The sequence below is a fragment of the Pseudomonas sp. TH32 genome (assembly GCF_016650855.1).
Classification (GTDB): domain Bacteria; phylum Pseudomonadota; class Gammaproteobacteria; order Pseudomonadales; family Pseudomonadaceae; genus Aquipseudomonas.
On record NZ_JAEKFA010000002.1, the window covers coordinates 5,352,736 to 5,366,319 of the forward strand.

The following is a 13,584-nucleotide window of genomic DNA, read 5'->3' on the forward strand; positions in this document are numbered from 1 at the left end:
CGCGGATTACCCTCGGATGGCCCAGAAAGCCAGGTTCAACCCCGGGAACTGGCCGGCGATGTGGAACGCAAAACCACCGGAATTACTCAGTTGCTGCCAGTGCTCGCTGCCCCGGTCCAGTTCGTAGTAGGTGGAACCTGCGTGGTACGGAATCTGCCGTGGCGCCACCGGCAGCGGCAGCAGGCCGATGCCCGGCAGTTGCAGGTTGACCAGGTCGCGGATGTGTTCCACCGAGCCGACTTTGCTTTGCTGGCCGAAGCGCGCGCGCAGGGTTTCGCCCGGCACGTCGGCGCGCACCACCAGGATGAAACTGGCGCTGTCGATCAGGGTTTTGTCGGCCAGCATCGCCACGTGTACGCCGTAGGCTTTCTCGACAATCGGGATCGGCGTGGCCTTGCTGTCGATCAGCATCGACAGCGCCTCGCGCAGGGCCTGCATCACCGGGGTGAAGCTCAGGCTCAGGTCGTCGTGCTGGTAGTGCGGGTATTCGTGGGGGCGGCGGCCCGTGGTGGAGAAGGTCGAGAACTCGCCGGCCAGGCTCACCAGTTCGCTGAAAAAACGCTCCGGGTGCAGCGGGCTCAACTGGCTCAGGTGCTGGATCAGCGGCTGGGCGCGGTTGACCAGCTGCAGCAGCATGAAATCGGCAATCTCCGAAGCGCCACCGGCGCCCGAGGCCACCACGCGTCCGGCCAACGCTTCGCCACGCTGGTGCAACAGGCCCAGCAGTTCGCTGCGAAACGCGGTCAGTGGTTTGCTGGCCGCCACGTCGAGTACCGGCGGGATGTAGCTGTCATCCAGCACCAGGGCGCGGTCGGCGCGTTTTTCCTTGATGCGCACCAGGCCGATGGCGGCGTAATCGCTGATGCCATCCTGGGCGGTCAACAGGCGCAAGGCGCGGGCGCCGACCGCCACCGGGGCACGGTTTTCGAAGGGGGCATTGTCGTCGCGCACTTCCCGTACCTGGCTGACATAGCGCGCCGCTTCCAGGGCTTCGCCTTCGTCGACGGTGTCACGGGCGCCGGCACGCTTGAGGGGCAACGCCAGGTACACCAGGCCATCGCGCAGGTTGTCGTCGATGTTCAGCGGGCTCGGCGCCACGTCATCCTGGGGGATATTGAACGGCGTGCCATCAGGCAACAGACCGCGCGCCGAGACGATCGCCAGCTTGCCCTGGGCCAGCAGGCCCTGGTCGATCAGCAATTCGGAGAAGCCCCAGGCCCCGGCCGACAGCGGGCGGCTGCGCGCATCGATCAGGTTTTCCAGGTAACGGTCATGCTGCTGGAAGTGCTGCGTTCCGATGAACATGCCTTCCGACCAGACCACGCGATTGTTCCAGGACATGGGGGCTCCGATTCTTATTGGGCAGGGCTGGATGGGGGAACCACGACGTCGGCACGCACGGCATGCACATCGAGGCTGATCTGGTATTCGGTGTACTGGCGCGCAGGCACATTGAGTACGGTGCGCCACTCGGCGCGGTCCAGTTCGCGATAGCCCACCAGCAGGCCAATCTGGCGGGTGGACGGGTCGAGGTCGCGCTGGACGCTCAGTTGCTGGCCGGGCTGGATCACCACTTCGTCCTGGTCGAGCAGGTCGAGGCCGAGGGTCGACTGGGCGCGATCGGCCAGGGCGAAGTAGTCAGAACGGCTGAAGGTGGCGGCATTTTTCAGCTCGAAAATCCGCACCCGCACCGGGGCTGCCTGGCCATTGGAACCGGGGTTGAGCCCGGAGATGGCGTGAAAATGCAGCTCGACGGCGGCCGTGTCTGCCTCAGCCTCGGGGGCCTCGGGTTTGGCTGCATCCTTGGCACACGCCGTCAGCAGAAGCGCGGTGGCGACTGCGAGTAAAAACCTGGGAATCATCCTGCGTCCTCAATGACGTACTTAGCTATCCGTTATTCCATTGTTGCGATGCGGCGGTGTTTTTAGCGTCGCTGTCGGGTGCTGTGCTCTTCGTAGGCACGGCTGAATTCACGCCCGAACAGGTCCTGGAAATCTTCCTGGGCTTCGCGGGAAATATTGCTGTAAAGCTCGGTGAACTGCTGCCAGTACTGGGCCTGGCGCGAACCGTTAAAGAGGCTCGACAGCCCGCCGGGCTTGCCCATGCGCTCTTCGAGCTGCGCCGGTTCGAAGCGTGTCAGCAGGTGTTTGATGGCGGCTTCGACCCCGGCCATGACGGCCAGTTGGTGAGCACGCAGATCGTCGAAACTGTCGCGCACGGCCAAGTCCGGCGCCATAAACGCCTGGTTGCTGTGGCGTAGCAGCAGCAGTAACGCTTCATCGGCATTCGGGGCGAATTTCAGCGGGTTGTTTTCCACCGGTTGAATCACCGTCTGCTGCATGCGGAACTCGCCCTTGAGGCTGGCGCGCGCGCGCAACACGTCAATCAGGCCTTCGACCATCAGCCGGTAGCTGCGGCCGATGCTTTCCATCTGGGCTTCAGCCTGGGCCTTGTCCAGGCGCAATTGGTCGAGGCCCGCGCCGCGCAGGAAGGCTTGCAGTAAATCGGGTGGGTTGCCGTCGGCCACCGGGAGCGGTTGCTCGACCTCGGGGGGCTCGATGATCGGTGGAGGCGGCGGTGCAACGGGCTTGGGTGCCGGGGCATCGCCAAACAGATCCCAGTCTTCGGGAATCACCGAGCCCGAGACCACGGGCGCCGGCGGCTCAGCCACGGGCAGCGGCGTCGGTGGGCGGAAGTCGTGTTGTTCGGCCGGCACGTGATCGTGCACGGTGGCCGGCGGGACGCTGGTGGGCGCGAGGAAGTCGAACAGGTCCGGCAGGGTGTCCATCGACGAGGCGCCCTGGAACTGCGGCGCGATGACCGGTTGCGGCGTCGGGGCCTTCACGGCGGCGCCCATCAGGGCTTCGAAGCTGTTGGATGAGTCGCCGGCAAACGCCGGGCTGTCTGTCACTTTCAGGTTGAAATCGATGCGCGCCTGGATTTCGTAATCACCGATGCGGATCAGTTCGCCGTCGTGTAATGGCTCGCTGTTTCCCCGGCGCAAACGAATACCGGCATGCACTAACTCAACACCATTAGTGCTGTTATCAGTTAAATAATAACGACCCTCTTTGTATTGAATAACGCAATGTTGCGTGGAAACCAGGCGCTCGGGATCAGGCAGTATCCAGTCATTTTCGGAACCGCGGCCAATAGCCATCACTCCCTGTTCCATGGACTTTTCAGGGCACTGGCCAGGGGTAATCTTGTGATAACTAGTGATAGTCAAGCACAGCGACATCTTGCCTCCTTGCTGATACTTCGCGCGCGGCCATCTCCAGGGAGAACGGCTCCCGAGAGATCCACGACAGATCCTTCCAATACCTTGAAAGCCTGCTTCAACCCGCGTAATTGCTGATCTTAACCGGCCTCTATGACAAAAATCCTGCCCCGGCACCTGCTTCGACTGATCAGTCGCACAAGATGTTAAGCACCGCACATCTGTCATAGAGGGCGAATAGCTTACCTTGACAAGGCATAAGTACTACACCAAAAATGCACAACTTCTTGAACACCAATGATGGCACTTTGAAATCAGCACGATGTCAAAGCGCTTAATATGACCAAGAAAACATGCAAAGTTCCTCGCGCAACTAATGCATGAATTGCCCGCCATCTAACGGGCTGATAGGGAGATCGAATTTAGTGGATGTGCCTCTGCTGCTCGCCGCCGTTTCCGCGACTTCGCCTTGTGGCGAAGACTTGGAATATGACGCCGATTATTTGCATCTTGAGCGTGCCGCACAGGGTCAACCCGAGCGCAGCATGGGCGACTCGATCCTGCCTGCCGAACCTCCGGAATGGCGCAGCATCCAGCAGCAAAGCCTCGACCTCCTGCAACGCAGCAAAGACCTGCGCATCACCCATTTCCTGTTGCAAAGCGCCCTCGCCCTCCAGGGTATTGCGGGGCTTGCCGACGCGCTCACACTGATCAACGCGCTGCTGCGCGAATACTGGGCCGACCTGCATCCGCGCCTGGATACCGATGACGACAACGACCCCACCGTGCGCATCAACGCCCTCAGCGGCGTGACCAGCGACGCGAACATCCGCCTGCTGCGCGAAGCCATTCTCACCCGCTCGCGCACCTTCGGCCCCGTCAGCCTGCGCGCCGCGCTGAATGCCAGCGGGCTGCAACCTTTCCCCGGCGAAAACCTCGGTGCCGAACAGCTCAACGGGGCTTTCCTAGACAGCGACGCCGAGCAACTGCAAGCCACCCGCGACGCGCTGAACGCCGCCCGTACGGCCTGCGAAGCCATCGAACAACACGTCAGCGACCAGGTCGGTTCCGCCCAGGGCGTGGACCTCGGCCCCTTGAAGCAACTGCTCAAGCAGGCCGTGCAGATACTCAATCAATACGCCCCGCACAGTGGCGCCGCCAGCGAGCCCGAGGTTGTCAGTGACGACAATGCCCCCTCGGTTGAATACGCCGCCGCGCCCGTTGCAGCACGCCCCAGCGGCGACATCGCCAGCCGCGATGAAGTGCTGCGCAGCCTCGACAAAATCCTTGCGTACTACACCCGGCATGAGCCTTCGAGCCCGCTGCCGGTGTTGTTGAACCGGGCGAAGAATCTGGTGCACGCCGACTTTGCGGCCATCGTGCGCAACCTGATTCCGGACGGCATGTCCCAATTTGAAAATCTGCGTGGGCCGGACAGCGAGTAAGCGTACGGATCGCGCAGTTACAACACCGTCGCTCAAGCGACCAGGAGCAGCAACGTGGCGAAGCAAAGTTCTCAGAAATTCATCGCGCGCAACCGTGCGCCTCGGGTGCAGATCGAGTACGACGTCGAGCTCTACGGCGCCGAGAAAAAGGTCCAGCTGCCCTTCGTCATGGGCGTGATGGCCGACCTCGCCGGCAAGCCCGCCGAGCCTCTGGCGCCTGTGGCCGACCGCAAGTTCCTTGAAGTGGACGTCGACAACTTCGACTCCCGCCTCAAGGCCATGCAGCCACGCGTCGCGTTCCACGTGCCCAACGAGCTGACCGGCGAAGGCAACCTGAGCCTGGACATCACCTTCGAAAGCATGGACGACTTCAGCCCCGCCGCCGTGGCGCGCAAGGTCGACTCGCTGAACAAGCTGCTCGAAGCCCGCACGCAACTGGCCAACCTGCTGACCTACATGGACGGCAAGACCGGCGCTGAAGAAATCATCATGAAAGCAATCAAGGACCCGGCATTGCTGCAGGCCCTTGCGAGCGCGCCGAAGCCGGCAGGGGACCAGTAATCATGACCGAGAATACCGCCCGCGAAGGCGCCCAGAACCTGGGCGCTACCGAAGAAACCAGCGAGTTCGCCTCGCTGTTGCTGCAAGAATTCAAACCCAAGACCGAGCGTGCCCGCGAAGCCGTGGAAACGGCCGTGCGCACCCTGGCCGAGCAGGCGCTGGCCCAGACGGACCTGGTGTCCAACGACGCCATCAAGTCGATTGAATCGATCATCGCCGCCATCGACGCCAAGCTCACCGCCCAGGTCAATCAGATCATCCATCACCAGGATTTCCAGCAACTGGAAAGCGCCTGGCGTGGCCTGCATTACCTGGTGAACAACACCGAGAGCGATGAGCAACTGAAGATTCGCGTGCTCAATATCTCCAAGCCGGACCTGCACAAGACCCTGAAGAAATTCAAGGGCACCGCGTGGGACCAGAGCCCGATCTTCAAGAAGATGTACGAAGAAGAATACGGCCAGTTCGGCGGCGAACCTTACGGTTGCCTGGTGGGCGATTACTACTTCGACCAGTCACCTCCCGACGTGGAGCTGCTGGGCGAACTGTCGAAAGTCTGCGCCGCGATGCATGCGCCGTTCATTGCCGCTGCCTCGCCCACCGTCATGGGCATGGGCTCGTGGCAAGAACTGTCGAACCCGCGCGACCTGACCAAGATTTTCACCACCCCGGAATACGCCGGCTGGCGCTCCCTGCGTGAATCGGAAGACTCGCGCTACATCGGCCTGACCATGCCGCGCTTCCTGGCGCGCCTGCCGTACGGCGCCAAGACCGACCCGGTGGAAGCCTTCGCCTTCGAAGAAAACACCGACGGCGCCGACAGCTCCAAGTACACCTGGGCCAACGCCGCTTACGCGATGGCGGTGAACATCAACCGTTCGTTCAAACACTTCGGCTGGTGCTCGCGCATCCGTGGCGTGGAGTCGGGCGGTGAAGTCGAGAACCTGCCAGCCCACACCTTCCCGACCGATGACGGCGGCGTGGACATGAAGTGCCCGACCGAAATCGCCATCAGCGACCGCCGTGAAGCGGAACTGGCGAAGAACGGCTTCATGCCGCTGCTGCACAAGAAAAACACCGACTTCGCTGCCTTCATCGGCGCCCAGTCGTTGCAAAAACCGGCCGAATACGATGACCCGGACGCCACCGCCAACGCCAACCTGGCCGCACGCCTGCCGTACCTGTTCGCCACCTGCCGTTTCGCCCACTACTTGAAGTGCATCGTGCGCGACAAGATCGGCTCCTTCAAAGAGAAGGACGAGATGCAGCGTTGGTTGCAGGACTGGATCCTCAACTACGTCGACGGCGACCCGGCGCACTCCACCGAAACCACCAAGGCCCAGCATCCATTGGCCGCTGCCGAGGTGATCGTGGAAGACGTTGAAGGCAACCCGGGGTATTACAACTCCAGGTTCTACCTGCGCCCGCACTACCAGCTCGAAGGGCTGACCGTGTCGCTGCGCCTGGTATCGAAACTGCCTTCGGCGAAAGGCGCGTAATAAAGATCCGCCGGGATCGGGCTTTTTGTGGGAGCCGGGCTTGCCCGCGATGCGGGCGACGCGGTCTGTCATTCAGACCGCAGTGATGCCATCGCGGGCAAGCCCGGCTCCCACAGAAAAGCACCGCCCTTGGGTTAACCAAATATCGTGGCTGAGACCACACAGGGAGAAAACATGGCTGTTGATATTTTCATCAAGATCGGCGACATCAAGGGCGAGTCCATGGACAAGGCCCACAAGGACGAAATCGACGTATTGAACTGGAGCTGGGGCATGGCCCAGTCCGGCAACATGCATGTGGGCGGTGGCGGCGGCGCGGGCAAGGTGAACATCCAGGACCTGTCGCTGACCAAGTACGTCGACAAGGCCTCGCCGAACCTGATGATGCACTGCGCCAGCGGCAAGCACATCGACAAGGTCACCCTGACCGTGCGCAAGGCCGGCGGTGAAAGCCAGGTCGAGTACATGATCATCAACCTGGAAGAAGTGCTGGTGACTTCCCTGAGCACCGGCGGTTCGGGCAGCGATGATCGCCTGACCGAAAACGTCACCCTGAACTTTGCCCAGGTGATGGTGGACTACCAGCCACAGAAAGCCGACGGCACCAAAGACGGCGGCGCGATCAAGTTCGGCTGGAACATTCGCTCCAACACCAAACGCTGATTGCCCCTGCAGCCGCCGCCCCAGGCGGCGGCTGCAAGCCCCCTGTTCCTCTCGCAACCCGTCCGTGGAGCTGCTTTGGTGGTAACTGAAATTGCTTCCCGCGATCGCCTGCAACCGTCCCTGCTGGACCGGTTGACCGACGATGACCCGACCAATCCCAAGGAAAGCGCCGACAAACGCGTGCTGTCCCTGAGCCAATTAAAAGCCTCGGTGCTGCGTGACCTGACGTGGCTGCTCAACACCACTTCATTGCTCAACGCCGATGCCACGCTGCACACGCCGGCCGGTACGTCGGTGGTCAATTACGGGCTGCCAGCGCTGGCGGGCAACAGTGTCTCCAGCGTGGATGTCAGCGCCCTGGAAGCCTTGATCCAACAGGCGATCGCCACCTTCGAGCCACGTATCCTGCGCCATACCCTGCGGGTCAAGGCACGCGTCGGCCATGGCGAAATGAACCATAACGCCCTGAGTTTCGAGATCGAGGGCGACCTGTGGGCGCAGCCGGTGCCGTTGCGCCTGTTGCTGCAAACCGACCTGGACCTGGAGTCCGGCCATGTGCGTGTGGTGAACGCCGACCAGCGGAGGCGCCCATGAACCCGCGCCTGCTGGAGCTGTACAACCAGGAACTGCACCACGTGCGCGAAAGCGCCGCGGAGTTCGCCAAGGAATACCCGAAGATCGCCAGTCGGCTGACCCTGTCCGGCATGGACTGCGCCGACCCGTACGTCGAACGCTTGCTCGAAGGTTTTGCTTATCTCACGGCGCGGGTACAGCTCAAGCTCGACGCCGAGTACCCGACCTTCACCCACAACCTGCTGGAAATCGCCTACCCGCACTACCTGGCACCGACCCCGTCGATGACCGTGGTGCAGTTGCAGGCCGATCCCGATGAAGGCTCCCTGGCCAGCGGTTTTCCGCTGCCCCGCGACACGGTACTGCGCGCCGCATTGGGCCGCGAAACCCAGACCTGCTGCGAATACCGCACCGCTCACCCGGTAACGTTGTGGCCGTTGCAGGTCGCCCAGGCCGAGTACTTCGGCAACCCGTCCGCAGTGCTGGGGCGCCTGGCCGCCAGTGAACCCAAGGCCAAGGCCGGCCTGCGCCTGACACTGCGCACCGGCGCCGAGTTACCGTTCAACAGCCTCGCCCTGGATAACTTGCCGCTGTACCTTAGCGGTGCCGACGAACAACCGTTCCGCCTCTACGAACAACTGCTGGGCAATGCCTGTGCGGTGTTCGCGCGCAAGCCCGGCGGTGATTGGGTGGAACGCCTGCCGCCGGATGCCTTGCGCTCCCGGGGTTTTGACGACGCCGATGCCGCGATGCCGGTGGTGCCGCGCGCCTTCCAGGGCTATCGCCTGCTTCAGGAATACTTTGCCCTGCCCCACCGTTTTCTGTTCGTCGAGTTCGCGGAACTGAGCCGCGCGGTAAAACGCTGCGACGGCCAGGAGCTGGAACTGATTGTGCTGTTCGACCGTCACGATCCGAGCCTGGAAGGCAGCGTCGGCAAGGCGCAATTCGTGCCGTTCTGCACGCCGGCGATCAATCTGTTTCCCAAGCGGGTGGACCGTATTCACTTGTCCGAGCGGGTCAACGAACACCACGTGATCGCCGACCGCACCCGGCCGATGGATTTCGAGATTCACTCCCTGAGCGGTATCACGGGCCACGGCACCGGACCAGAGCAGCCATTTTTGCCGTTCTACGCCGTGCGCGATCCGTCGCGCTACGGTCGTGACCAGGCTTACTACACGGTGCGCCGCGAACCCCGCGTGTTGTCGAGCGACCAACGCCGTAACGGGCCGCGCTCCACCTACGTGGGCAGCGAAACCTTCGTCAGCCTGGTGGACAGCCAGCAAGCGCCATACCGCCATGACCTGCGCCAACTCGGCGTGACTGCGCTCTGCACCAACCGCGATTTGCCGCTGTTCATGAGCGTGGGCAATGGCAAAACCGACTTCACCTTGGCCGACAGCGCGCCGGTATTGGCGGTGCGCTGCGTCGCCGGGCCGAGCCGCCCGCGCGCCAGCCATGCCCATGACGCCAAGGCCTGGCGCCTGATCAGCCAGTTGTCGTTGAACTACCTGTCGTTGAGCGAGCAAGGCCAGGGCGCCGCCGCACTGCGCGAGCTGCTGCGCCTGTATGGCGACAGCAACGACGCCGCCCTGCAACTGCAGATCGAAGGCCTGCGCGAGGTCCGCAGCAAAGCGGTGACCCGCCGCCTGCCGATGCCCGGCCCGATCGTGTTTGGCCGGGGCCTGGAAATCACCCTGGAATTTGATGAAAACGCGTTCCGCGGTACCGGCGTGTTCCTGCTCGGTGCGGTGTTTGAACGGTTCCTGGCACGCTACGTGTCGATCAACAGTTTTACCGAGACGGTGATCCGTACCACCGAACGCGGCGAGATCATGCGATGGAAAGCCAAGCCCGGACGCCGTCCGACCCTGTGAGTACCCTGGATGCGATGCATCAGGAGCCCTGGGAATATGACTTCTTCCAGGCGCTGCGCCGTATCGAGTGCGAATCGCCAGACCTGCCGCGCCTTGGGCATTCCCTGCGCCTGGCAGATGATCCGTTGCGCCTCGGGCAGCAGGCCGATTGCACCTTTGCCCCGGCCACACTGGCGTCGGTCGAACCCGGCGCTGAAGGCAAACCGGCACGGCTGGAGCAGTTCTTTTTTGGCCTCGGTGGCCCCAACGGCCCGCTGCCGCTGCACATCACCGAGTACGTGCGCGAGCGCCAGCGCAACAACGCCGACAGCACCAGCAAGCGCTTCCTGGATGTGTTCCACCACCGTCTGCTGACCCTGTTTTATCGGGCCTGGGCCGAGGCGCGACCCACCGTCAGCCATGACCGCCCGGACGACGATTACTGGTCAGCGCGCCTCGCCGCCTTGAGCGGTCGCGGTACACCGAGCCTGCTCAACCAGGGCCTGATCCCCGACACGGCGAAGCTGCATTACAGCGGCCATCTGTCGGCGCAAACCCGCTACCCCGATGGCCTCAAGGCGATTCTCGGTGAGTACTTCGGCCTGCCGGTGGAGATCGAAGAGTACGTCGGCCAATGGCTGGAACTGCCCGAGCGCAGCCGTGTGAGTGTGAGTGCCAATCAACTGGGCGTGGACTTTTGCCTGGGCAGCCATGTGTGGGACCGCCAGCACAAATTCCGTATCCGCCTCGGCCCACTGAAGCTCGATGACTACATGGGCATGTTGCCCGGCAGCCAGCCGTTCAACGAGCTGGTGGCATGGGTCGCCGAATACCTGGGCCATGAACTGGACTGGGACCTGAACCTGGTTTTGCAACAACCCGAAGTGCCGGCGCTGCAACTCAATGGCCAGTTCCGCCTGGGCTTCAACACCTGGCTCGGCCAACCCGGGCACGACGCCAACGACCTAATCCTGGCCCGGCATTACGCCGAACACGCCAACACCTCAAGGAATCCAGAGCATGGGTGAAATCAGTCGCGCCGCACTGTTCGGCAAACTCAACAGCGTGGCCTACAAGGCCATCGAAGCCGCCACCGTGTTCTGCAAGCTGCGGGGCAACCCGTACGTGGAACTGGCCCACTGGTTTCACCAGTTGCTGCAACTGCAGGACTCGGACCTGCACCGCATCATTCGTCAGTTCAACGTCGAGCCGGCACGCCTCGCCCGCGACCTGACCGAAGCGCTGGACCGCCTGCCCCGTGGCTCGACGTCGATCACCGACCTGTCGTCCCACGTGGAAGAAGCCGTCGAACGTGGCTGGGTCTACGGCAGCCTGATGTTTGGCGAAAGCCAGGTGCGCACCGGTTACCTGGTGCTGGGGATTCTCAAGACGCCGAGCCTGCGCCACGCGCTGCTGGGGTTGTCGGGGGAGTTCGACAAGATCAAGGCCGAAGCCCTGAGCGAACGCTTCGATGAATACGTCGGCGACTCGCCCGAAAATGCCTTGAGTGCCAGCGACGGTTTCAACGCCGGCGCGGTACCCGGCGAAGCCAGCGGTGCCATGGCCCCCAGCGCCATGGGCAAGCAGGAAGCCCTCAAGCGCTTCACCGTCGACCTGACCGAACAGGCCCGCAGCGGCAAGCTCGACCCGATCGTGGGGCGTGACGAAGAGATCCGCCAACTGGTGGATATCCTGATGCGCCGCCGCCAGAACAACCCGATCCTGACCGGTGAAGCCGGCGTCGGCAAGACCGCCGTGGTCGAAGGTTTCGCCCTGCGCATCGTCGCCGGCGACGTACCGCCGGCACTGAAAGATGTGGAACTGCGCAGCCTCGATGTGGGCCTGCTACAAGCCGGCGCCAGCATGAAGGGCGAGTTCGAGCAGCGCCTGCGCCAGGTCATCGAAGACGTCCAGGCCTCGCCGAAACCGATCATCCTGTTTATCGACGAAGCCCACACCCTGGTGGGTGCCGGTGGCGCCGCCGGCACCGGCGACGCGGCCAACCTGCTCAAGCCTGCACTGGCCCGCGGCACCTTGCGTACCGTGGCCGCCACCACCTGGGCCGAGTACAAGAAGCACATCGAAAAGGACCCGGCCCTGACCCGCCGTTTCCAGGTGGTGCAAGTGGCCGAGCCGTCGGAAGACAAGGCGCTGCTGATGATGCGCGGCGTGGCGTCGACCATGGAAAAACACCATCAGGTGCAGATCCTCGATGAAGCCCTGGAAGCCTCGGTGAAGCTGTCCCACCGCTACATCCCGGCACGCCAGTTGCCGGACAAATCCGTCAGCCTGCTGGACACTGCCTGCGCCCGCGTCGCCATCAGCCTGCACGCGGTGCCGGCGGAGGTCGACGACAGCCGCCGGCGGATCGAGGCGCTGGAGACCGAGCTGCAAATCATCGCCCGCGAGCATGCGATCGGCATCGCTATCGGTGCGCGCCAGACCAACAGCGAAGCGCTGCTCAGCGCCGAACGCGAGCGGCTGGCCACCCTGGAAACCCGCTGGGCCGAAGAGAAAACCCTGGTGGACGAGCTGCTCGCCACCCGTGCGACGTTGCGTGAAAAAGCCGGTGTTGTGGACAGCGATGCGGGTAACGACGAAAGCGATGAACTGCGTGCCAAGCTGGTCGACCTGCAACAGCGTCTCAGCACCCTGCAAGGTGAAACCCCGCTGATCCTGCCGACCGTGGATTACCAGGCCGTGGCCTCGGTGGTCGCCGACTGGACCGGCATCCCGGTGGGCCGCATGGCCCGCAACGAACTGGAGACGGTGCTCAACCTCGACCAGCACCTGAAGAAACGCATCATCGGCCAGGACCATGCCTTGCAGATGATCGCCAAGCGCATCCAGACCTCCCGCGCCGGCCTCGACAACCCGAGCAAGCCGATTGGCGTGTTCATGCTCGCCGGCACCTCCGGCGTGGGCAAGACCGAAACCGCCCTGGCCCTGGCCGAAGCCATGTACGGCGGCGAGCAGAACGTGATCACCATCAACATGAGCGAGTTCCAGGAAGCCCACACCGTGTCCACCCTCAAGGGCGCGCCACCGGGTTACATCGGCTACGGCGAAGGCGGCGTGCTGACCGAAGCCGTGCGGCGCAAACCCTACAGCGTGGTGCTGCTGGACGAAGTGGAAAAAGCCCACCCGGACGTGCACGAGATCTTCTTCCAGGTGTTCGACAAAGGCGTGATGGAAGACGGCGAAGGCCGGGTGATCGACTTCAAGAACACCTTGATCCTGCTGACCACCAACGCCGGTACCGAGCTGATTTCCCGGGTCTGCAAGGACCCGGCGAACATCCCGGAGCCGGAAGAAATCGCCAAGGCCCTGCGCCAGCCGCTGCTGGAAATCTTCCCGCCGGCGCTGCTCGGCCGCCTGGTGACCATTCCGTACTACCCACTGAGCGACGAGATGCTGAAAGCGATCACCCGCCTGCAACTCAACCGCATCAAAAAGCGCGTGGAGAACACCCACAAGGTCGACTTCAACTACGACGACGACGTGGTCGACCTGATCGTGTCCCGCTGCACCGAGACGGAGAGCGGCGGGCGGATGATCGACACCCTCCTGACCAACAGCCTGCTGCCGGACATGAGCCGCGAATTCCTCACCCGCATGCTCGAAGGCAAGGCACTGGCAGGCGTGCGCATCAGCACACGGGATAACGAATTGCACTACGACTTCAACGATTGAACTGACGGAATGCGATCAAAACTGTGGGAGCGGGCTTGCTCCCACATTTGGAGCCGGTTCCTACAGTCATTACG

The 13,584-nt window shown here is 63.0% G+C and carries 11 protein-coding genes; 8 read left to right on the plus strand and 3 right to left on the minus strand.

Features of this window, described 5'->3' with window-relative positions:
* Nucleotides 1-6: 6 nt before the first annotated feature.
* The 3 genes from tssK to tagH form a co-directional block, all read right to left on the minus strand.
* The gene (tssK, locus tag JFV30_RS28350; protein WP_201125708.1) at nt 7-1,341 is read right to left on the minus strand and encodes a type VI secretion system baseplate subunit TssK; all 1,335 of its coding nucleotides are present in this window, start codon (nt 1,339-1,341) and stop codon (nt 7-9) included.
* A 14-nt stretch (nt 1,342-1,355) separates the two neighbouring features.
* A complete protein-coding gene (tssJ, locus tag JFV30_RS28355; RefSeq protein WP_010168262.1) occupies nt 1,356-1,862 on the minus strand; it encodes a type VI secretion system lipoprotein TssJ in 507 nt (168 codons plus the stop codon).
* 62 nt (nt 1,863-1,924) lie between these two features.
* Nucleotides 1,925-3,241: a type VI secretion system-associated FHA domain protein TagH gene (gene tagH / locus JFV30_RS28360; protein ID WP_201125709.1), complete on the minus strand. Its 1,317-nt coding sequence runs from the start codon at nt 3,239-3,241 to the stop codon at nt 1,925-1,927.
* A 404-nt stretch (nt 3,242-3,645) separates the two neighbouring features.
* Between tagH and tssA the strand changes: the two genes are divergently transcribed.
* The 8 genes from tssA (at nt 3,646) to tssH (ending at nt 13,510) form a co-directional block, all read left to right on the plus strand.
* On the plus strand, nt 3,646-4,665 hold the full coding sequence (gene tssA, locus JFV30_RS28365) for a type VI secretion system protein TssA (RefSeq protein ID WP_201125710.1): 1,020 nt from the start codon (nt 3,646-3,648) through the stop codon (nt 4,663-4,665).
* 54 nt (nt 4,666-4,719) lie between these two features.
* On the plus strand, nt 4,720-5,226 hold the full coding sequence (tssB, locus tag JFV30_RS28370) for a type VI secretion system contractile sheath small subunit (protein WP_010168268.1): 507 nt from the start codon (nt 4,720-4,722) through the stop codon (nt 5,224-5,226).
* A 2-nt stretch (nt 5,227-5,228) separates the two neighbouring features.
* The gene (gene tssC, locus JFV30_RS28375; RefSeq protein ID WP_017476732.1) at nt 5,229-6,725 is read left to right on the plus strand and encodes a type VI secretion system contractile sheath large subunit; all 1,497 of its coding nucleotides are present in this window, start codon (nt 5,229-5,231) and stop codon (nt 6,723-6,725) included.
* Between the two features lie 174 nt (nt 6,726-6,899).
* Entirely contained in the window at nt 6,900-7,388 is a 489-nt protein-coding gene (locus JFV30_RS28380; RefSeq protein ID WP_003213345.1) for an Hcp family type VI secretion system effector, read from the plus strand.
* Nucleotides 7,389-7,466: 78 nt separating this feature from the next.
* Nucleotides 7,467-7,982: a type VI secretion system baseplate subunit TssE gene (tssE, locus tag JFV30_RS28385; protein WP_010168272.1), complete on the plus strand. Its 516-nt coding sequence runs from the start codon at nt 7,467-7,469 to the stop codon at nt 7,980-7,982.
* On the plus strand, nt 7,979-9,838 hold the full coding sequence (gene tssF, locus JFV30_RS28390; RefSeq protein WP_010168274.1) for a type VI secretion system baseplate subunit TssF: 1,860 nt from the start codon (nt 7,979-7,981) through the stop codon (nt 9,836-9,838). Before tssE ends, tssF begins: the two co-directional genes overlap by 4 nt.
* Nucleotides 9,802-10,845, plus strand: a complete 1,044-nt coding sequence (gene tssG, locus JFV30_RS28395; protein WP_201125711.1) for a type VI secretion system baseplate subunit TssG — start codon at nt 9,802-9,804, stop codon at nt 10,843-10,845. Before tssF ends, tssG begins: the two co-directional genes overlap by 37 nt.
* On the plus strand, nt 10,838-13,510 hold the full coding sequence (gene tssH / locus JFV30_RS28400) for a type VI secretion system ATPase TssH (RefSeq protein WP_201125712.1): 2,673 nt from the start codon (nt 10,838-10,840) through the stop codon (nt 13,508-13,510). Before tssG ends, tssH begins: the two co-directional genes overlap by 8 nt.
* Nucleotides 13,511-13,584 lie beyond the last annotated feature (74 nt).

Excerpts from the sequence above, each read along its gene's own strand:
- tssK (WP_201125708.1), bottom strand. The coding sequence starts at position 1,341 with ATGTCCTGGAACAATCGCGTGGTCTGGTCGGAAGGCATGTTCATCGGA.
- tssJ (WP_010168262.1), bottom strand. The coding sequence starts at position 1,862 with ATGATTCCCAGGTTTTTACTCGCAGTCGCCACCGCGCTTCTGCTGACG.
- tagH (WP_201125709.1), bottom strand. The coding sequence starts at position 3,241 with ATGTCGCTGTGCTTGACTATCACTAGTTATCACAAGATTACCCCTGGC.
- tssC (WP_017476732.1), top strand. The coding sequence starts at position 5,229 with ATGACCGAGAATACCGCCCGCGAAGGCGCCCAGAACCTGGGCGCTACC.
- JFV30_RS28380 (WP_003213345.1), top strand. The coding sequence starts at position 6,900 with ATGGCTGTTGATATTTTCATCAAGATCGGCGACATCAAGGGCGAGTCC.
- tssF (WP_010168274.1), top strand. The coding sequence starts at position 7,979 with ATGAACCCGCGCCTGCTGGAGCTGTACAACCAGGAACTGCACCACGTG.
- tssG (WP_201125711.1), top strand. The coding sequence starts at position 9,802 with ATGGAAAGCCAAGCCCGGACGCCGTCCGACCCTGTGAGTACCCTGGAT.
- tssH (WP_201125712.1), top strand. The coding sequence starts at position 10,838 with ATGGGTGAAATCAGTCGCGCCGCACTGTTCGGCAAACTCAACAGCGTG.